This is a genomic window from Bradyrhizobium sp. IC3123 (assembly GCF_020193625.1).
Classification (GTDB): domain Bacteria; phylum Pseudomonadota; class Alphaproteobacteria; order Rhizobiales; family Xanthobacteraceae; genus Bradyrhizobium; species Bradyrhizobium yuanmingense.
Genome location: NZ_JADYVF010000012.1, coordinates 51,924 through 70,685, shown reverse-complemented (window position 1 = coordinate 70,685; position 18,762 = coordinate 51,924). Strand labels below are relative to the sequence as shown.

17 protein-coding genes and 1 tRNA gene are annotated in these 18,762 nt (G+C 63.0%); 13 read left to right on the top strand and 5 right to left on the bottom strand.

The genetic code is table 11. From position 1 onward, the window contains the following. Positions 1–8 precede the first annotated feature (8 nt). Positions 9–764: an HNH endonuclease gene (locus I6F20_RS29730; RefSeq protein ID WP_225129063.1), complete on the top strand. Its 756-nt coding sequence runs from the start codon at positions 9–11 to the stop codon at positions 762–764. Here the strand turns inward: I6F20_RS29730 and I6F20_RS29725 are convergent, their stop codons facing one another. After that, the gene (locus tag I6F20_RS29725; protein WP_225129062.1) at positions 765–1,349 is read right to left on the bottom strand and encodes a hypothetical protein; all 585 of its coding nucleotides are present in this window, start codon (positions 1,347–1,349) and stop codon (positions 765–767) included. A gap of 248 nt (positions 1,350–1,597) precedes the next feature. On the opposite strand from I6F20_RS29725, the gene I6F20_RS29720 reads away from it, so the two are divergent. The 3 genes from I6F20_RS29720 (at position 1,598) to I6F20_RS29710 (ending at position 6,002) form a co-directional block, all read left to right on the top strand. Further along, entirely contained in the window at positions 1,598–3,652 is a 2,055-nt protein-coding gene (locus I6F20_RS29720) for a DEAD/DEAH box helicase (protein WP_225129061.1), read from the top strand. Further along, positions 3,645–3,884, top strand: a complete 240-nt coding sequence (locus I6F20_RS29715; protein WP_225129060.1) for a hypothetical protein — start codon at positions 3,645–3,647, stop codon at positions 3,882–3,884. Before I6F20_RS29720 ends, I6F20_RS29715 begins: the two co-directional genes overlap by 8 nt. Positions 3,885–4,343: 459 nt before the next feature. Further along, positions 4,344–6,002 (top strand): recombinase family protein, encoded by a 1,659-nt coding sequence (locus tag I6F20_RS29710; RefSeq protein WP_225129238.1) that lies wholly within the window; start codon positions 4,344–4,346, stop codon positions 6,000–6,002. Here I6F20_RS29710 and I6F20_RS29705 read toward each other — a convergent pair. Further along, positions 5,959–6,035: transfer RNA gene (locus tag I6F20_RS29705), tRNA-Met, on the bottom strand. The genes I6F20_RS29710 and I6F20_RS29705 overlap by 44 nt on opposite strands. Positions 6,036–6,345: 310 nt before the next feature. On the opposite strand from I6F20_RS29705, the gene I6F20_RS29700 reads away from it, so the two are divergent. After that, complete coding sequence (locus I6F20_RS29700) at positions 6,346–7,938, top strand: GMC family oxidoreductase (RefSeq protein ID WP_225129059.1); 1,593 nt, start codon at positions 6,346–6,348, stop codon at positions 7,936–7,938. A 205-nt stretch (positions 7,939–8,143) separates the two neighbouring features. On the opposite strand, the gene I6F20_RS29695 is transcribed toward I6F20_RS29700, so the two are convergent. Beyond that, positions 8,144–8,905, bottom strand: coding sequence for an SDR family oxidoreductase (locus I6F20_RS29695; RefSeq protein ID WP_036020969.1), 762 nt, complete (start codon positions 8,903–8,905; stop codon positions 8,144–8,146). A gap of 121 nt (positions 8,906–9,026) precedes the next feature. Here I6F20_RS29695 and I6F20_RS29690 point away from each other — a divergent pair, with 121 nt between their 5' ends. Together I6F20_RS29690 and I6F20_RS29685 are read left to right on the top strand one after the other, a co-directional pair. Beyond that, positions 9,027–9,539, top strand: coding sequence for a CvpA family protein (locus I6F20_RS29690; protein WP_225129058.1), 513 nt, complete (start codon positions 9,027–9,029; stop codon positions 9,537–9,539). 130 nt (positions 9,540–9,669) lie between these two features. Continuing rightward, on the top strand, positions 9,670–10,452 hold the full coding sequence (locus tag I6F20_RS29685) for an SDR family oxidoreductase (protein WP_035997153.1): 783 nt from the start codon (positions 9,670–9,672) through the stop codon (positions 10,450–10,452). Positions 10,453–10,612: 160 nt separating this feature from the next. On the opposite strand, the gene I6F20_RS29680 is transcribed toward I6F20_RS29685, so the two are convergent. Continuing rightward, positions 10,613–11,089 carry a DUF3775 domain-containing protein gene (locus I6F20_RS29680; protein ID WP_035997316.1) on the bottom strand — a complete coding sequence of 159 codons (477 nt, stop codon included), beginning with the start codon at positions 11,087–11,089 and terminating at the stop codon, positions 10,613–10,615. Between the two features lie 125 nt (positions 11,090–11,214). Here I6F20_RS29680 and I6F20_RS29675 point away from each other — a divergent pair, with 125 nt between their 5' ends. The 6 genes from I6F20_RS29675 (at position 11,215) to I6F20_RS29650 (ending at position 17,506) form a co-directional block, all read left to right on the top strand. Continuing rightward, positions 11,215–12,063: an MBL fold metallo-hydrolase gene (locus I6F20_RS29675; protein WP_225129057.1), complete on the top strand. Its 849-nt coding sequence runs from the start codon at positions 11,215–11,217 to the stop codon at positions 12,061–12,063. A gap of 84 nt (positions 12,064–12,147) precedes the next feature. After that, complete coding sequence (locus I6F20_RS29670) at positions 12,148–12,990, top strand: fumarylacetoacetate hydrolase family protein (protein ID WP_225129056.1); 843 nt, start codon at positions 12,148–12,150, stop codon at positions 12,988–12,990. Positions 12,991–13,123: 133 nt separating this feature from the next. Further along, the gene (locus tag I6F20_RS29665; protein ID WP_225129055.1) at positions 13,124–13,735 is read left to right on the top strand and encodes a glutathione S-transferase family protein; all 612 of its coding nucleotides are present in this window, start codon (positions 13,124–13,126) and stop codon (positions 13,733–13,735) included. Positions 13,736–13,750: 15 nt separating this feature from the next. Then, a complete protein-coding gene (locus I6F20_RS29660) occupies positions 13,751–14,617 on the top strand; it encodes an MBL fold metallo-hydrolase (RefSeq protein WP_225129054.1) in 867 nt (288 codons plus the stop codon). A 174-nt stretch (positions 14,618–14,791) separates the two neighbouring features. Beyond that, a complete protein-coding gene (locus I6F20_RS29655; protein WP_275945411.1) occupies positions 14,792–15,940 on the top strand; it encodes an alpha/beta hydrolase in 1,149 nt (382 codons plus the stop codon). 93 nt (positions 15,941–16,033) lie between these two features. Continuing rightward, positions 16,034–17,506: an amidase gene (locus tag I6F20_RS29650; RefSeq protein ID WP_225129053.1), complete on the top strand. Its 1,473-nt coding sequence runs from the start codon at positions 16,034–16,036 to the stop codon at positions 17,504–17,506. A 144-nt stretch (positions 17,507–17,650) separates the two neighbouring features. On the opposite strand, the gene I6F20_RS29645 is transcribed toward I6F20_RS29650, so the two are convergent. Then, a complete protein-coding gene (locus I6F20_RS29645; protein WP_035997137.1) occupies positions 17,651–18,739 on the bottom strand; it encodes a Zn-dependent alcohol dehydrogenase in 1,089 nt (362 codons plus the stop codon). Between the last annotated feature and the right edge of the window lie 23 nt (positions 18,740–18,762).

Sequence of the window (18,762 nt, the reverse complement as noted above, 5' to 3'; positions counted from 1 at the left end):
AGAATATCATGGTCGAAACATCTCAGTCCTTCGTTGTTCGTGAGGAATGCCAAAAGGCCGCTTGGCAGAACGGCTTCCGCCGCGTTTTGGGGGAAGAGAGGGGGTGGGCAGCCTTCGGTTCTACTACGGCGAGCGGTGTGGTTCACCTGGCCGCTGCTGGGGCAGCAGGACCATGGTATCTGGCTCTCGACCATTACGGTGTCATCCAGGAACTGAACTTACCCAGCGCTGAGGTAGTCGGTCCTGGGAGTGCTCGCTTCGCCTTCGATACGCTTGGTGCGCTTTATGGAGTGCTGCGCCGCGTCTATGAGCTGAGCGTCAGCTTACCCGATGCACCACTCCGGGAGTTTGAGCGGCGCGTTACTGGGCTACCGCGGACAACCGAGGCCGAGCGGCTGATCGTGGAGAGGATCGGTCAAGACATCTTTCGCGCTCGCCTAATGGACTACTGGCGGGGGCGTTGCCCACTCACAGGAATAAGTGACGCGGCTCTGTTGCGGGCATCGCACATCATTCCCTGGGCGGAATGTGACAACGACGCCGAACGGCTCAATGTACATAATGGGTTGCTGCTGTCGGCGCTTTGGGACGCCGCATTCGATCGTGGACTCGTTACCTTCGACGACGAGGGAAAGCCCGAGTTCTCGTCTAGCCTCAGCGATCAAGCGCGCGCCGAGCTCCGTTGGAATTCGCCGATTTGGCTAACGGATGAGCATCGCCGACGGCTTGCCCACCACCGCGCGCGCTCGCGCGGACTTAGTTAGTCATTGCCCGCGACGGCTAAACCCGATCTCTGCGACCGCCGAAACCAACGCGGTGTTAAGCGCCAGCATCGCAGCTTGCAGATGCGAGAGGCTGATATAGGCTTCGAACTCGATGGGCGCGTCCCCGGCGTCAATCGGCGTACCGTAGTTGCCATAGCGGAACGCGGTCGAATTGGGATCGATTGCAGCCAATTCCTTCATTCGCCTCACAACCCAAGCTGGAACATCTTGTCCATATTTCTCTTTGATCATCTCCACGAAGCTATCAGTAAGGCCAGTCAAATCATGAGTTCGCTTCGAGGCGGGCAGCGCGGCTTTGAGAATGAGTTCGCAGGAATGACGGTATAGGAACAGGGCTGCGTTGCCGATCCGGTAGTCGGCGATGCGCTTCTCCTTGATCGCATCCACAAGCTCATTGGCGGCTGTGAAGTATTCCTCGGCAAGGGAAGCGGTGTTGGCCTGCATCATCCCGCCGATGGCGAAGCCGTGCGGGCCGGACCATTCATCCTCACGCGCGTGATCTCCAGTAAGGTCCTCGAAGAGCGGCCGGGTCATAGCCTCTTCAGTGAAGATGTCGGCACGCATCACGCCATCGTCCTTATCCGGATCCTGCCGTCCGAACGCTTAACACATTTCGGACATAGCGACTCTGGCGCGATACGGCTCTTCCGCCAGCCATGGACAGGCTTTGACAGGCTTTCGAGGTGCGTTGACGCCTTCCGCTTGCCGCACCGCCGGCTTGTGCGGGACCAGCTGAGCGGAGCCTGTCATGCCACCGAGAATTCACAACATGCGCCATTGACTCAATGCATAATGTTGCATAATGTTGCATCATGTCCCAGAAAGATGCTCCAGATTTCCTCACCCTCGCCGAGGCTGCCGAATATGTTGGCGTGTCGAAAGACACTCTTCGCCGCTGGGATGCCTCCGGTCGACTAAAGCCAGTGCGGCGTCCAGGCAGCGGATATCGATTCTATCGCCGGCCGGACCTTGAACCGTTCCGGCTCGAATATCGGCGCGCCGAGCAGGCGGCCGAAGAGCCCGACCACATGTTTCAAACGCTGATGGCGGACATCGAGGCGAACCCGAAGGTCCGTGAGCCTCAGCAGGGCGCTCATCGCGCAGTTCGGAACCATTTCGAGACATCAGACGAGCCGGTCATCCTGCAGATCCCCGTCGGTTGTGGCAAGACCGGCGTCATCGCGACGCTGCCATTCGGCGTGGCCAAGGGCCGGACGCTCGTCATCACGCCGAACTTGACTATTCGCACCGGCGTTGCCGAAGCGCTCGACATCAGCAATCCAAAAAATTTCTGGAGGCGGACTGGCGCGCTTCACGATTTTTCGGCGGGGCCGTTTCGCGCCGTGCTCGATGGCGTAGACGCCAATCTGCACGACTGCAATGCAAGTCAGTTCGTGGTGACCAACATCCATCAATTGGCCAGTTCCGCCGACCGTTGGCTTCCGCAGTTTCCGCCGAACTACTTCGATATGATCCTAATTGATGAGGGCCATCATAACGTCGCTCCCAGCTGGACGAAGATCTTCGACCGTTTCCCGAATGCGAAGGTCGTCAGCCTGACTGCGACGCCGTTCCGGGGTGACGGGTCGCGGCCGGTCGGCAAGGTGATTTACCGCTACCCCTTCACCCGGGCCATGGTGAAGGGCTACATCAAGCAGATTCACTCGCGAAATGTAGCACCGTCGGAGCTGTCGTTCACTTACCGGGATGATGCCAAACGACACAGCCTGGAAGAGGTGATGGCCTTGCGCGAGCACGCATGGTTTCGCCGTGGCGTCGCCCTGGCTCCAGAGTGCAATCGGCACATCGTCGACGCCAGCATCAAATATCTCAACGAGCTGCGCGAGCGCAGCGGCTTTCGGCATCAGATCATCGCAGTCGCCTGTTCGGTCGATCATGCCCGCCAGGTCCGTGGACTGTACGAAGAGCGCGGCCTCAAGGCCCGCGAGATCTACGGCGAAATGGATCGGGACAAGCAGGATGCGGTGCTGGCCGAGCTTCGTAGCGGCAGGCTCGATAGCATCGTGCAGGTCCAAATGCTGGGCGAAGGGTTCGACCACCCGCCGCTGAGTGTCGCCGCGATCTTCAGACCGTATGCGAGCTTGTCGCCGTATATTCAGTTCGTGGGCCGTGTCATGCGTGTCGTGCACGAGGCGAAGCCCGATCATGCCGACAACCACGCCTACGTGGTCTCTCACGTCGGATTAAACACCGACGCTCATTGGGACGATTTCCGCGAGCTCGACTTCGACGACCAGGCCATGGTCAAGAAGTGGCTCGAGGCCGGAGACGAGAATGGCGACGGCGAGGGTAAAGGAGAGCCTCGCCGCTTCGACATCGGAATGCTGGTCGATAATGAAATCGTTGGCTCGTTCATCAACAGGTCGTTTCTCGATCCCGAAGACGATCGCGTCCTCAACGAAATGCTGGATCACGAGATCGGCAGTGGTCTGCGGTTACGCGATGTGGTCGACAAGGAGCAGCTTCGGCAGACGTTGCGGCGCAAGCAGGAAGAGATGTCGGCCGTCAGCAGCGCCGGCAATCTTCCAACGCAGCCTCAGGCACGCCGCGTGCATGCGCGAAAGCGGCTTTCCGAACGCACCGGTTCAGTCGTGGCCCGCATTCTCAAGGACCTCAAATTGTCGCCCAACGGCAGGGAGGTTGGACAACGGGACAAGACCGTGGCTGGGCGGGACAACAGGGCCGCGGTGACATCGCTGCTCAACAAAGCGATCAACGAGCATTTGGGGATCAAGTCTGGGAGCCGGAAGTCGCCAGACGCCGGCGACAATGAAGACGCATTGGCGGCCCTCGACATGCTGGGCGATAGGATCAGGGATTCCCTTAAAGGAAACGACGATGCCTAAGGTGAGAGACATCCTCATTGACGTTAAAGTCGAGCAGGCGCAACGGCAGCGGAAGTGTCGACGGAGCACGGCGCATCTCATTAGCAAGGGCGAGATGTGCCTCGTGGTCAGGACCAATGCGACAAATGACCCGTACAGCTATTGCCGCGATGCGGCCAGACCGATGCTGGACGCTGCCCTGGCGAAGTTGAAGGCCTTGTATGTGGAGCTTGGCCTTTCACCGCCGGCATAGCAGAAGGATGGAGGGAGGAGCGTTGTCCGACGTCGGGATCAACCAAATCGCATCTCGCAGAGGTGATCACGAAAATATTTTTCGCGCGCTCGACCTTGCGACTTCCCGATCCGCTACGCTGCGCATCTCGGAAAAGCGCGCGACTACGAAGCAAGGCATTGATACCGTTGAATATTTTTTCTTGCGTTGCGACCGTAACTTGCGATCTTTGTCACGATGCGGAGGGATCCGCGCAACGACAAGGACGCCGTGGTGGCGCGACAGAGAGGAACAACAGCCGAAGAGTTTCGCGCGGTCGCCGATGCTGCGCCCGGCCCCTCGGCTGCGACCGTCGGATCGAAGCCTGATCCGCGCCTCGTCAACTTGGTGCGCCTGCTGGCTCGGCAGGCCGCGCGGGACTTCGTGCAAACCGAATCAGACAGCCGGAAGCGTGACCGTCTCCCGGAATAAGGAGGCGTCATGAAGGTCGCGCTCTACGCCCGTTACTCATCAGACAACCAGCGTGACGCTTCGATCGAGGATCAATTGCGGCTCTGCCGCCTTCACGCCGAGAAGCAAGGTTGGACTGTCGTCGACAGCTATACAGACCGGGCCATCTCTGGCGCATCGCTGCTTCGCCCCGGCATCCAGGAACTGATCAGCGACGCGACCCGGGGGAAGTTCGCGGTCGTACTTGCAGAGGCGATGGACCGCCTCAGCCGCGATCAAGAGGACATTGCAGGGCTCTTCAAGCGTATGGCCTTCGCCGGCGTGCGGATCGTCACGCTCTCGGAGGGCGACGTCACACATCTCCACGTCGGGCTGAAGGGCACTATGAATGCCCTGTTCCTGAAAGACCTGGCGGACAAGACTCGGCGAGGTCTGCGCGGCCGCATCGAGGACGGCAAGTCCGGCGGGGGATTGTGCTTCGGTTATGACGTCGTCAAGCAGTTCGCTGCCAATGGCGAGCCAATCCGCGGCGATCGCAGGATTAATGAGGCCGAAGCGGCTGTCGTCCGCCGCATCTTCACAGATTACCTCAGCGGCCAATCCTCGCGCACGATCGCCTTCGAACTGAACCGCGAGCGTGTGCCGGGACCTCAAGGCGCCGAATGGGGACCATCGACCATTCACGGCAATCCAAAGCGCGGCGTTGGCATCCTCAACAACGAGCTCTACGTCGGGCGCCTCGTGTGGAACCGGCTTCGCTATCTGAAGGACCCGGATACTGGCAAACGGGTTTCTCGGCTCAACCCCGAATCCGAGTGGGTGACCCTAGACGTCCCCGAATTGCGCATCGTCGATCAGGATACCTGGGACGCTGTGAAGGCGCGTCAGCAGGCACTCGCCTACGAGCCCTCGGCACCCGGCGAGAACAAGCTCAATGACCGTCGGCGGCCCAGGTATCTCTTCGCCGGGCTGGTGAAATGCGGTTCTTGCGGCGGTGGGTACACGATGATCTCGAAGGACCTGCTCGGCTGCGCGACGGCGCGCAACAAGGGGACGTGCAAAAATCGCCTGAACATGCGCCGCGATACGCTGGAGACATCCGTATTGAGCGGCCTCCGGACGCACTTGATGGAGCCCGAGCTATTCAAGGAGTTCTGCGAGGAATTCACCCGTGAAGTAAACCGGCTGCGGATCGAACGTCGAACCGATCAGGATGCTTGGCAGAGCGAGCTAGGAAGAGTTGAAAAGCAGATTCGAGGCATTATCACCGCGATCAAAGATGGCATGTATCAACCGTCAATGAAGGCTGAGATGGATACGCTGGAAGCTCGCAAGGCGGAGTTGACCGATCTGCTCGCGAATGCCGAAGACCCCCCGCCGCTTTTGCACCCGAGCATGGCGGAGATCTATCGGCAGCGCATCTCGGCGCTTTATGAGAGCCTGCAAGGCGAAGAGGAGAGATCAGAGGCGGCGGAGGTGTTCCGTACATTGGTCGACCAGGTGACGCTCGTGCCCGAGGCGGAACAACTCGCCATCGTGCTGCGCGGTGACCTAGCTGCGATCCTGCAATTTGCGGCGGGCAAGAAGAACCCCGACTTCCTCTCGGAGGCCGGGGCTCTGGATAGCTTGCTATCGCAAGCATCGGTGGTTGCGGGGATAGGATTTGAACCTATGACCTTCAGGTTATGAGCCTGACGAGCTACCGGGCTGCTCCACCCCGCGTTAAACCTTTGCGCGCCTTCGGTTAAATCCTGGGGACGGTCGGTTGAGGGCCGGCGCTGGCCGCGCTGGCTTTTCGCTTCCGTCCCAAAGGCTTCCTTGGAAGGCGACCCCCGGGCAATGCCCGTCGGGTGCGGGGGGTATGTATCAAGGCGGGCTGCCTTTGGAAAGGGCTGCGGGAACGTTTTTTTCGACTTTGTGACAGGGGGATGGACGGATTTCCGCGCCGTTTCGCGCGGTCTTGCCAGAAGTTCCACAAAGGGCCAGCTTGCGGCAACAAGATTAAGGCTGAAGCGCCGGCGGGGGAACAACATTGACCGACACATTCGATTTCGTCGTCGTGGGCGCGGGCTCGGGCGGCTGCACCGTTGCGGGGCGGCTGTCGGAGGATGCGGGCACATCCGTCGCGCTGCTCGATGCAGGGGGACGCAACGACACCTGGCGGATCACGACGCCATTCGGGCTCGCGTTGCCCTACGCCGCGGCCAACTGGGCGTTCGATACCGTGCCGCAGAAGGGATTGAACGGCCGCATCGGCTATCAGCCGCGCGGCAAGGGCCTCGGTGGGTCCTCGGCGATCAACGCCATGGTCTATATCCGCGGCCACAAATGGGATTACGACCATTGGGCCGCGCTCGGCAATTCCGGCTGGTCGTATGCGGACGTGCTGCCCTACTTCAAGCGCTCGGAAGACAACGCCGATTTCGACGGCGAGTATCACGGCAAGGGCGGACCGCTGCATGTCAACCGGCTGCGCTCGGACAATCCGATTCACGACATCTTCCATCAGGCCGCACGCGAGGCGCAGTTCCGGATCCGCGAGGACTTCAATGCCGAGGACCATGAAGGGCTCGGCAGCTACCAGGTGACCCAGCGGGGCGGCGAGCGCTGGAGCGCGGCGCGGGCTTATGTGGCTCCTCATCTCGGCAAGCGGCCGAATCTGCGGGTCGAGACGGGAGCGCAGGCAACGAAGATCCTGTTCGAAGCAGGGCGCGCCGTCGGCATCGAATATGTGCAGGGCGGGCAGACAAGGCAGCTGCGCGCCCGCCGCGAGGTGATCCTCGCCGCCGGCGCCTTCCAGTCGCCGCAGCTATTGATGCTGTCGGGCATTGGCGATGGTGATGCGCTTGCTGCCCACGGCATCGACGTCGTGCATCACCTGCCGGGCGTCGGGCGCAATCTGCAGGACCATCCGGACTTCGTGTTCGTCTACGCCTCCGACTATCCGCACTTCGTTCACGCCTCGATCAGTCGGTTGCCATCCCTGCTGCGCGGTATCCAGCGATATCGCCGCGAGCGGCGCGGCGTGATGACCACCAATTTCGCCGAATGCGGCGGCTTCCTGAAAACCCGGCCTGATCTCGACGTGCCTGATATCCAGCTCCACTTCGTCATCGCGATGCTCGACGACCACGGCCGCAAGAAACACAAGGAGGCGGGCTTCTCATGCCATTTTTGTCTGCTCAGGCCGAAGAGCCGCGGCAGCATTTGGCTGAAAAGCGCCGATCCGCTCGCAGCGCCGATGATCGACCCGAACTTTCTGGGCGAGGCGGAGGATCTCGAGGCGATGGTCGCCGGCTTTAAGACGACGCGGCGACTGATGGAGACACCTGCGATGCGGGCGCTGCAGAAGAAGGACATGTTCACATCCGACGTGAAGACGGATGACGACATCCGCGCTATTCTGCGCGCGCGTGTCGACACCGTCTATCACCCCGTCGGCACCTGTAAGATGGGCACCGACGCGATGGCCGTGGTCGATCCGGCGTTGAAGGTGCATGGCATCGGAGGATTGCGCGTCGTCGACGCCTCGATCATGCCGACGCTGGTCGGCGGCAACACCAATGCGCCGACCATCATGATCGGGGAGAAGGCGGCGGATATGATCCGTGGAGAGATGCGCTAAGTCGTTTTCCGTCATTGCGAGCGCAGCGAAGCAATCCAGAGTCTTTCCGCGGTGGGATTCTGGATTGCTTCGCTACGCTCGCAATGACGACGCGGATAGAGCGACGCGTGTACTCGCCGTCTCGAATCGCGGAGGCTCGCCCTCACCCGGAATTTGCTTTCGCAAATTCCGGCCTCTCCGCACGCGGGAAGAGGCGAAGACACGTTCAACTCAGCAAGAACCCGCCGTCCACGGTCACCACGCTGCCCGTCATGTAGCGCGACGCATTCGACGCCAGCAGCAGAATCGCGCCGTCGAGATCGGACTCGGCGCCGACGCGGCGTTGCGGGATGCGCTTGGCGAGGCGCTCGCCTGCCGGCGTCGACCAGAAGGCGTGGTTCATCTCGGTATCGATATAGCCGGGCGCAAGCGCGTTGATGCGGATGTTCTGGCCAGCGAGCTCGAGCGCCATCGCTTTCGTCGCCTGGATGATGCCGGCCTTGGAGATCGCGTAAGGCGAGAGCGCCTTCAAGACGCCGGTGCCGAGCACGGAGGCGATGTTGACGATGTTGCCCGGCTGCTTGCGCGCGATCATGCGCCGCGCTACTTCGGTTGCGAGGAAATAGGCGCCTTTGAGATTGGCACCGATCACGGCGTCCCAATCCGCCTCGGTCTGCTCGGTCGCGAGCTTCTCGATGGCGATGCCGGCATTGTTGATCAGCACGGTGACGGGGCCCAGCGCGGCCTCAGCGGCATCGACCGCCTTGGCGATCGAGGCAGTGTCGGTGACGTCGAGCGCGACCGCAGCGGCGCGACCACCCTTGCCGCGGATCTCCTCTTCCAGGCCCTTCAATTTGTCGGTCTGCCGCGCAGCGAGCGCCACGGCCGCACCATGCGCCGCCAGCACCCGGGCAAATTGCCGGCCGAGCCCCTGGCTCGCACCCGTGACGAGGATGGTTTCTTTACTGACGTCGAATAGGTCTGACATGACGCGTTCCTTGGACGGTTCCTTTAAGCTTTGAAGCCACCAATACAGACGATTTTAGCGATCTGAAACCGGAATGATCGGCTCGGCGTTCATTCGTTCCGTCGAGGCAGGGCTTTCGCGCATGAACAGTTTCGATCTCGCCGTCTGTGCCGCGCTGGCAGTGGCGGTCGGCTTGGGGTTCAGGACCGGGCTGCTACGCAGCGCCATGACCATCCTCGCCTATCTGCTCGCCGCCCCGATCGCGGTGGCGCTGATGCCGCTGATCGCACCGCAGATCGCCGGCAATCCGAACTCGCCGCTGCTGCAGAACTGGATCTGGTTCTTCGCCATCTTCGTGGTCGTCGGCATGCTGTTCGGCCATATCGGCCGCATCGCGCTGAACGACACGATCGGCGAGGCCGGCATCGGCGACCGGCTCGGCGGCGCGGCGCTCGGCGCCGTCAGGGTCGGCCTCGTCGCCACCACCTTGGTGCTGGTGTTCGATCAGATCGTGCCGACGAACCGCCAGCCGCCCTTCCTCGCGGGCTCGCATCTGCGGCCGCTGTTCTCGACCGCGGGCCAGATGGGCTTCAAGTCCCTGCCGCCGGAGGCTGCCGCCGCGATCGACCGCCTCAAGCAGGAGCGGCGGATCTGATCTGGCGCATTTGCATCGCTAGCCGCGAGGCGCATGCATTTTGGTGCGGGCCGATCCCTTATCAGCGGCATCACAGTTGGCTAATGTAGCCGCCGTCCAAAACCTGCCTGACATTTACGGGAGTGAAACAGTGGATCTTGGGATCAAAGGTCGCCGCGCCATCGTCTGTGCATCCAGCAAGGGTCTCGGGCGCGCCTGCGCCTTCTCGCTGGCGGAGGCCGGCGTTGACGTCACGCTGACCGCGCGCGGCGCTGATGCGCTGAAGAAGACCGCCGACGAGATCCGCAAGGCCTATCCCGACGTGACGGTCACCGAGATCGTCGGCGACATCACGACGCCGGCGGGCCGGGAGGCGGTGCTGAAGGCCTGCCCCGAGCCCGACATCCTGATCAACAATGCCGGCGGCCCGCCGCCCGGCGATTTCCGCAACTGGACCCGCGACGACTGGATCAAGGCGATCGACGCCAACATGCTGACCCCGATCGAGCTGATCAAGGCGACCGTCGACGGCATGATGGCGCGCAAGTTCGGCCGCATCGTCAACATCACCTCGGCCGCGGTGAAGGCGCCGATCGATATCCTCGGCCTCTCCAACGGAGCCCGCGCCGGCCTCACCGGCTTCATCGCCGGCCTGTCGCGCAAGACCGTCATCAACAACGTCACCATCAACGGCTTGCTGCCGGGCCCGTTCGAGACCGATCGCCTGACCAGCACCGCGAAGGGCGAAGCAGACAAGCGCGGTGTCACACCGCAGCAGATCCTGGCCGAGCGCGCCAAGCTCAACCCGGCGGGGCGCTTCGGTCAGCCCGACGAATTCGGCTATGCCTGCGCCTTCCTGTGCGGCGCCAAGGCCGGCTTCATCACCGGACAGAACATTCTGCTGGATGGTGGCGCGTTCCCGGGGACGCTGTAGTCGCGTTTGCAGATGTACTCCCTCGCCCCGTTCTTACGGGGGAGAGGGTTGGGGTGAGGGGCTCTCTCCGCAAGCACGGTGACAGTCGGACTCGCGGAGACTCCCCCTCACCCGGCGCTTCGCGCCCACCTCTCCCCGCAAGCGGGGCGAGGTAAAATCATCACCGCTGCTTGGTCGGCTCGTCCTCATCCTGCTGGCTCGGAGCGGAGGAATCGGCGGTGGTGCGCTCATCGGTCCAGTCGATGCCGAATTCGTCGAGCCCGTTCGCGAGCAGATCGCCCAGCATGGGCTCGCCGAGCAGATAGTGCACCGTTTCGCGGCGTGGGCTGCCATATTCACGGCGCGCCTCCGACGCGCGGGCGCGCAGATCGTCCCAGTCATCGATCGTGCCATCGCCGCGTCCGAGCCAGGTCAGCGCGACGAGATCGAGCTGCTCGTCCTCGTTCAAGGCGATCATGAAGCTTCCGAGCTCCTGGACGACAGGATCGGAGCCATCGTCGTCGAGGACGTCCATCATATCGTCGTCGGCCGCGTTCGAGCCGGAGTCCGGATCAGAAGCCCCCTCCTTGACGTCGAATTCGCGCGCCTTCTCGATGATAAAGGCGACCTTTTCCGCGGAAATCGCAAGCTCTGGCATGGCGTCCTCTTCGGCTAGCATCCAGTTCCCCGCGATAACGCCACATCACCTCAGATGATCCATTGCGCCCGATGGCAGAAAACGTGCATGTTCCAGCGCAAGAGCAAGAAAATGGGAGGCGGCGGATGCAGTGGAAGGTCGGCAAGGTCAGGATCACGAAATTCGTCGAAATGGACACGGTCGGCTCGACCCGCTTCATCCTGCCGGCAGCCACCCATGACGAGATCCAGAAGCTGCCCTGGCTGATCCCGCATTTCGCCACCGACGAAGGCCGGCTGAAAATGTCGATCCACTCGCTGGTGGTGGAGACGCCGACGCGCCGGATCGTGGTGGACACCGGCCTCGGCAACGACAAGCAAGGCCGCGGCGTCCCCACCTGGAACAACCGCAGCACGCCGTTCTTGGAGACCATGACCGCGGCGGGGTTTCCGCCTGACAGCATCGACACCGTGCTGTGCACGCATCTTCACGTTGACCATGTCGGCTGGAATACGCGGCTGGTTGACGGCCGATGGGTGCCGACGTTCCCGAAGGCGCGCTATGTTTTCGGCAGGACCGAATATGATCATTGGCGTGATTACACGGCCGAGCCGGACAAGGTCGCGGTGTTCAACGACTCCGTGAAGCCAGTGGTCGATGCCGGCCAGGCCGATCTGGTTCCGAGTGACCATCGGCTTTGCGAGGAGATCGAAATGATCCCAACCCCCGGTCACAGCCCGGGGCACATGAGCGTCCTGATCGAGTCCGATGGCGAGCAGGCGCTTCTGACCGGCGACGTTGCCCATCATCCCTGCCAGATGGCCCATCTCGACTGGTGCTCGACCGTGGATACCGATCCCGCGCGTTCGGCGGCAAGCCGGCACGCGGTGTTCTCGCGCTTTGCCGACACACCCACACTGGTGATCGGCGGTCACTATTCCGCCGGACATATCAAGCGAGACGGCGACGCATTCAGGTTCGTGGCGCTGGGGTGATGCCCGTTTTGGGCGGTTGAATTTCCCGCCGCCCTGTTCCATGAAGCAGTTAACCGATCGGTCCATTCCCAGGGAGAAACGAGAATGAAGCTTGTTCGTTATGGCGAGAAGGGTGCGGAAAAGCCCGGCCTGATCGACAGATCCGGCCAGTTGCGCGACCTGTCGGCGCATGTGAAGGACCTCACCGGCGAGGCCTATTCGCCTGAATCCCTGAAGAAGCTGGCCGCGCTCGATCCCGCCTCGCTGCCCGCCGTCTCCGGCAAGCCGCGGTTCGGTGCCCCCGTCACCGGCATCTCGAAGTTCGTGGCGATCGGCCTCAACTATTCCGACCATGCCAAGGAGACCGGCGCCGAGATTCCGAGCGAGCCGATCATCTTCATGAAGGCCAATACCTCGCTGTCGGGCCCGAATGATCCCGTCGAAAAGCCGCGCGGCTCGACCAAGCTCGACTGGGAGGTCGAGATCGCCGCCATCATCGGCACCCGCGCCAAATACGTCTCGGAAGCCGACGCGCTGAACCACGTCGCCGGCTATTGCGTCTGCAACGACGTCTCCGAGCGCGCTTTCCAGATCGAGCGCCTGGGCCAGTGGACCAAGGGCAAGTCGCACGACACGTTCGGCCCGCTCGGGCCGTGGCTCGCCACCAAGGACGAGATCAAGGACGTGCAGAACCTGTCGATGTGGCTCGACGTCAACGGCCAGCGCCGACAGACCGGCTCGACCAAGACCATGATCTTCTCGATGGCCAAGTGCATCTCCTACGTCTCGCAGTTCATGACGCTCCTGCCCGGCGACGTCATCACCACGGGCACCCCGCCCGGCGTTGGCCTCGGCATGAAGCCGCCGACCTTCCTCAATGTCGGCGACGTCATCACGCTCGGCATCGAAGGCCTCGGCGAGCAGCGCCAGGAGATCGTGGCGGCGTAAGCCTCCGCCCTCTCGCCGTCATTGCGAGCGAAGCGAAGCAATCCAGAATCCCTCCGCGGCAACACTCTGGATTGCTTCGTCGCTTCGCTCCTCGCAATGACGAAACAAAACGTTCATTTGTGGGATACTCTCCATGAAGCTCACCTTCTCCCCCGCCTCGCCCTTTGCCCGCAAGGTGCGCATCGCTGCGATCGAGCTCGGGCTGATCGACAAGATCGAGCTCGTGCCCGCGAGCGTCACGCCGGGCACCGCCAACGAGGATTATTCGAAGATCACGCCGCTGAAGAAGCTGCCGGTGCTGCTCACCAATGACGGCGATGTCATCCTGGATTCCTACGTCATCGTCGAATATCTCAACGAGATCGGCGGCGGCAGCCTGATCCCGGATTACGGCCCGCGGCGCTGGAAAGCCAAGACCAATCACTCGCTGATCAACGGCATGCTCGACTCCATGCTGCTGTGCCGCTACGAGAAGATGGTGCGGCCGCAGGGCCTGCAATGGCAGGCTTGGTCGGACGACCACTGGAACAGGGCCTGGACCGGCATGGCGCGGTTCGAGAACATGCCTGACGTGCTGAACGGCCCGTTCGACATCTCGCAGATCGGCCTCGTTTGCGTGCTCGGCTATGCCGACTTCCGCTTCGCCGATTGCGGCTGGCGTAAGGCCTTTCCGAAGCTCGACGCATTCCACCAGAAGATGCTGGAGCGGCCCTCCGTCAAGATCTCGGTGCCGCCAGCGGCATAAGTCTCGGGAGTCCTCATGAGCCTCAGATTCTCGGTCGGCGATCTCACCATCCATCGCATCATCGAGCAGGAGACCTCGTTCGTCCCGGCGCTGGAGATGCTGCCGGGGCTGACGGCCGAGGTGCTGGCCGAGAACCGGGCTTGGATGCGCGAGGCGAAGGCACTGGACGATGAGGACGTGCTGCTGCTGTGCTTCCAGTCCTACGTGGTGAAGACGCCGCACCACACCATCCTGGTCGACAGCTGCATCGGCAACGACAAGCCGCGGCCGCGGCCGAAATGGAACATGAAGACCGACGACACCTATTTGCGCGGCCTCGGCGCCGCGGGGTTTTCGGTCGACGACATCGACTTCGTGATGTGCACGCATCTGCATGTCGATCACGTCGGCTGGAATACGCGGCTTGAGAACGGCCGCTGGGTGCCGACCTTCCCCAAGGCGCGCTATCTGTTCGCCAAGCAAGAGTTCGATCACTGGTCCGCGCAGAACGCGAAGACGGAGATTCCGCCCTTCGTCGACAGCGTGTTGCCGGTCGTCGAGGCCAACAGGCACGAGCTCGTCGGCAATGACCACGAAATCGGCGACCACGTCCGCATCCTGCCGACGCCGGGTCACACGCCCGGCCATATCGCCATCACGATGGGCCGCGGCAAGGACGATGCGGTGTTCTCCGGCGATCTCATGCACTCGCCGCTGCAGACGCTCTATCCGGAGCTGTCGATCAAGTTCGACGTCGATCCGGCCGCAGCCGCGAAGACGCGCCGCAGCTTCCTGGAACGCTATTGCGACACCGACACGCTGTGCTGCACCGCGCATTTCCCCTCGCCGTCGGTCGGGAAGATCAGGAGCAAGGGCAACGCGTTCGAATGTGTGGCGGTTTAGTCTGGCTGTCGTAGGGTGGGTTAGCTCTGCGGCTGCGCGAAGCGCAGACGCCGAGCGTAACCCACCACTTCTGCCTCCGCGGAGAATAAAGAGGTGGGTTACGCCGCGCGGCTTGCGCTTCGCGCAATCCCCGGGGCTAACCCACCCGCCGATACTGCCCGTGTGGAGAATACGATGACCGCACTCCCCGACATTCCCCTGCCCGCCGGAATCCGCTCGCGCACCGTCGACGGCATCAACGGCTTGCGGATGCATGTGCTGGAGGCCGGTTTCGAGACCAAGGGACGGCGCTGTATCCTCTTGCTGCACGGCTTTCCCGAGCTCGCCTTCTCCTGGCGCAAGGTGATGCCGGCGCTCAGCGCGGCCGGCTACCACGTGATCGCACCGGACCAGCGCGGCTACGGACGCACCACGGGATGGAGCGCGGAGTACGACGGCCCTCTCGCGCCGTTCTCGCTTCTCAGTCTCGTGCGCGATGCGCTCGGCCTGGTGTCGGCGTTCGGCTACAGGCAGGTCGATGTGGTCGGACATGATTTTGGCAGCCCGGTCGCAGCCTGGTGCGCCTTGATCCGGCCCGACGTGTTTCGTTCGGTGACGATGATGAGCGCGCCGTTCGGCGGACCGCCGCCGCTGCCGTTCGGCACGGTCGACAATCCGGCAAAGCCCGCGGTGGAAGACCCGGTGCATCGTGAGCTCGCCTCGCTGCCGCGGCCACGCAAGCACTATCAATGGTATTATTCGACACGGGAAGCCAATGCCGATATGCAGCAGGCACCGCAGGGCGTGCATGATTTCCTGCGCGCCTACTATCATCACAAGAGCGCGGACTGGACCGACAACAAGCCCTATCCGCTGCAAGCATGGTCGGCGCAGGAGCTGGCGAAGCTGCCGACCTATTACGTGATGGACTTGCACGAGACCATGGCCGAGACGGTCGCGAAGGAGATGCCCTCGCCGGCCGCGATCGCCGCGAACCAATGGCTGCGGGACAGCGACCTTGCCTATTACAGCGCCGAGTACAGCCGCACCGGATTTCAGGGCGGGCTGCAATGGTACCGCTACGGCACATCGGGCATGCTCAATGACGAGATGCAATTGTTTGCCGGCCGCAGCATCGATGTGCCCTCCTGCTTCATCTCGGGCAAGCAGGATTGGGGCACCTATCAACGGGCCGGCGCTTTCGAGACAATGCAGCGCAGCGCGTGCACGAAGATGCTCGGCTGCCATCTCGTCGACGGCGCCGGCCATTGGGTCCAGCAGGAGCAGCCGGCCGCGGTCAGCCGGTTGCTGCTCGACTTCCTCGCCAGGGCCGGCATGGCCTGATTTGACCGGGAACCACAATCTTCATCAAACAGCCGTTGCGAGATTCGGCCAGACTGCGCATCATCTTCGAGCAACCAGAGCGGGAGAAGCGCCGTGGCCGGATCGGAATGGAGTTTCAAGAGTGCGGGCGAATTGTCGGCCGCGTTGCGTGCGAAGAAGGTCTCGGTGGTCGAGCTCACGCAGGATTCGATTGCGCGTATCGAACGGCACGACGGCAGGATCAACGCGGTGTGCGTGCGCGATTTCGATCGCGCGCTCGTTGCGGCGCGCGAGGCGGATGCGGCGCTGGCGCGCGGCGAGCACAAGCCGCTGCTCGGCCTGCCCACGACGATCAAGGAATCCTTCAACATCGCAGGCCTGCCGACGACCTGGGGATTCGTGCCGCAGAAGGGCTTCAAGCCCGTGGAAGACGCGCTGGCGGTGACCCGCATCAAGCAGGCCGGCGGCGTGATCCTCGGCAAGACCAACGTGCCGGTCGGCCTCGGCGACTGGCAGAGTTACAACGACATCTATGGCACCACCAACAACCCCTACGATCTCGGCCGCACGCCGGGCGGTTCGTCCGGGGGATCGGCGGCAGCCCTCGCCGCAGGCTATTGCGCGCTCGCCACCGGCTCGGACATCGGCGGCTCCCTGCGTGTGCCGGCATTTCATTGCGGCGTGTTCGCGCACAAGCCGACCCTTAATCTCTGCGCGGCGCGCGGCGAGACCCCGCCGCCGTTTCCAGCCATTCCGCGCGAGGGCGACCTCGCCGTCATCGGGCCGATGGCGCGCACGGCGGCGGATCTGTCCTTGCTGCTCGACGTCATGGCGGGACCCGATCCGCTCGACGTCGGGATCGCCTACAAGCTCGACTTGCCGGCCGCGCGACATCAATCGCTGCGGGATTTTCGTGTCCTGGTGATCGACAGCCATCCCCTGCTGCCGAGCGACCGGGATGTCCGCGCCGCAATCGACAAGCTCGCGGCCGATCTTGCGAAGGCCGGCGTCACCGTCGCACGCGAGAGCGCGCTGCTCCCGGACTTCGCGGAGACGTCGCGGCTTTACATGCGCATGCTGCTGGGCTTCCTCGGCGCGTTCCTACCTCCCGACGAGCTGGCGGATGCGCAGGCGCGGGCGAGCCAGCTGTCACCGGAGGACACCAGCCTTGACGCGGAGCGGCTGCGCGGCATCACCGCGAGCCACCGCGACTGGGTGCTCGATGCGGGTAGCCGCGCCGTCCTGCGCGCGCAATGGCGGGCGTTGTTCGGGAGCTTCGACGCGGTGATCTGCCCGATCATGCCGACGCCGGCCTTTCAGCACGATCATTCGTCGGAACAACGCCTGCGAACGATCAGCATCGACGGCAAGAATTACTCCTATTCCGACCAGCTCGCCTGGCCGGGCATCGCAACGCTTCCGGGCCTGCCGGCGACGGCCGTTCCGCTCGGCCTGTCGAAGGACGGTCTGCCTGTCGGTGTGCAGATCGTCGGTCCCTTCCTCGAGGACAGGACGCCGCTCAAGCTCGCCGAGCTGATCGAGCGCGAGTTCGCCGGCTTCGTGCCGCCGAAGATGTTCGATGATTGATGCTTCGAAGTCCTGTAGCCCGGATGGAGCGAAGCGAAATCCGGGACAGCCGATCCGCGACAAAGATCCCGGATTGCGCTTCGCTCCATCCGGGCTACGAACTGTCATGCCCGGCTTGACCGGGCGATGACACCGTAACGGCCGCTAGCTATCGAACACGATCACGCTGCGTAGCGTCTTGCCTGCCTTCATGTTGGCAAAACCCTCGTTGATCTCGGAGAGCTTCAGCTTGGCCGAGATCCAGTCTTCCAGATGCAGCCGGCCGCGCAAATAGAAGTCGACCAGGCGCGGCATGTCGACCCGAAAGTGGTTCGAGCCCATCGAGGAGCCCTGGATCTTGCGCTCGCGCAGAAAGTCGAAGCCGTGCAGCTCGATCTTCTGCCCAAACGGGATCATGCCGACGATGGTGGCGGTGCCGCCGGAGGCGAGCATCGCAAAAGCCTGCTCGGCCGTCTCCTTGCGGCCCAGCACCTCGAAGGAATGGTGCACGCCGCCATTGGTGAGGTCGCGGACCTGCTTGACGACATCGCCGTCGGCCGGGTTGATGATGTCGGTCGCGCCAAGCTTGGTCGCGAGCTGGAGTTTTGCGGGATTGGTATCGATGGCGATGATACGGCCGGCGCCGGCGATCTGCGCGCCGTTGATCGCGGCCATGCCGACGCCGCCGCAGCCGATCACCGCCACGGTCTCGCCGGCCGTCACCTTCGCCGTGTTCACCACCGCGCCATAGCCGGTGATGACACCGCAGCCGATCAGCGCGGCGAGATCGAGCGGCATGTCCTTGCGGATCTTCACGATGGCATTCTCGTGCACCAGCATCTGCTCGGCGAAGGAGGAGAGATTGAGGAATTGGTGCAGCTTCTCCGGCTTCGACCACTGCATCCGGTTCGAGACGCCCGGCAGCATCTTCACCGTCGCGTCGGTGCAGAGCACGGTGCGGCCGGTGGTGCAATTGTCGCAGGTGCCGCAGAAGACGGAGAGACATGTGACGACATGGTCGCCGGGCTTCACATAGGTGACATCGGAGCCGACCTGCTCGACCACGCCGGCGGATTCGTGCCCGAGCACCGCCGGCAGCGGATGCGGATAGAGCCCTTCCATGAAATGCAGGTCGGAGTGGCAGAGGCCGGCGACGGCGGTGCGGATCAGCACCTCGCGCGGTCCCGGCTTCGGCAGGCTGATGTCCTCGATGACGAGCGGCTGGTTGACTTCATAGAGGACGGCGGCCTTCATCGAACACTCCCTATCGCGCTTTT

Bases quoted from the DNA above. Each gene is read 5' to 3' on its own strand.
- I6F20_RS29730 (WP_225129063.1), top strand. From the start codon at position 9: ATGGTCGAAACATCTCAGTCCTTCGTTGTTCGTGAGGAATGCCAAAAG.
- I6F20_RS29725 (WP_225129062.1), bottom strand. From the start codon at position 1,349: ATGCGTGCCGACATCTTCACTGAAGAGGCTATGACCCGGCCGCTCTTC.
- I6F20_RS29720 (WP_225129061.1), top strand. From the start codon at position 1,598: ATGTCCCAGAAAGATGCTCCAGATTTCCTCACCCTCGCCGAGGCTGCC.
- I6F20_RS29715 (WP_225129060.1), top strand. From the start codon at position 3,645: ATGCCTAAGGTGAGAGACATCCTCATTGACGTTAAAGTCGAGCAGGCG.
- I6F20_RS29710 (WP_225129238.1), top strand. From the start codon at position 4,344: ATGAAGGTCGCGCTCTACGCCCGTTACTCATCAGACAACCAGCGTGAC.
- I6F20_RS29695 (WP_036020969.1), bottom strand. From the start codon at position 8,905: ATGTCAGACCTATTCGACGTCAGTAAAGAAACCATCCTCGTCACGGGT.
- I6F20_RS29690 (WP_225129058.1), top strand. From the start codon at position 9,027: ATGAACAGTTTCGATCTCGCCGTCTGTGCCGCGCTGGCAGTGGCGGTC.
- I6F20_RS29680 (WP_035997316.1), bottom strand. From the start codon at position 11,089: ATGCCAGAGCTTGCGATTTCCGCGGAAAAGGTCGCCTTTATCATCGAG.
- I6F20_RS29675 (WP_225129057.1), top strand. From the start codon at position 11,215: ATGCAGTGGAAGGTCGGCAAGGTCAGGATCACGAAATTCGTCGAAATG.
- I6F20_RS29670 (WP_225129056.1), top strand. From the start codon at position 12,148: ATGAAGCTTGTTCGTTATGGCGAGAAGGGTGCGGAAAAGCCCGGCCTG.
- I6F20_RS29665 (WP_225129055.1), top strand. From the start codon at position 13,124: ATGAAGCTCACCTTCTCCCCCGCCTCGCCCTTTGCCCGCAAGGTGCGC.
- I6F20_RS29660 (WP_225129054.1), top strand. From the start codon at position 13,751: ATGAGCCTCAGATTCTCGGTCGGCGATCTCACCATCCATCGCATCATC.
- I6F20_RS29655 (WP_275945411.1), top strand. From the start codon at position 14,792: ATGACCGCACTCCCCGACATTCCCCTGCCCGCCGGAATCCGCTCGCGC.
- I6F20_RS29645 (WP_035997137.1), bottom strand. From the start codon at position 18,739: ATGAAGGCCGCCGTCCTCTATGAAGTCAACCAGCCGCTCGTCATCGAG.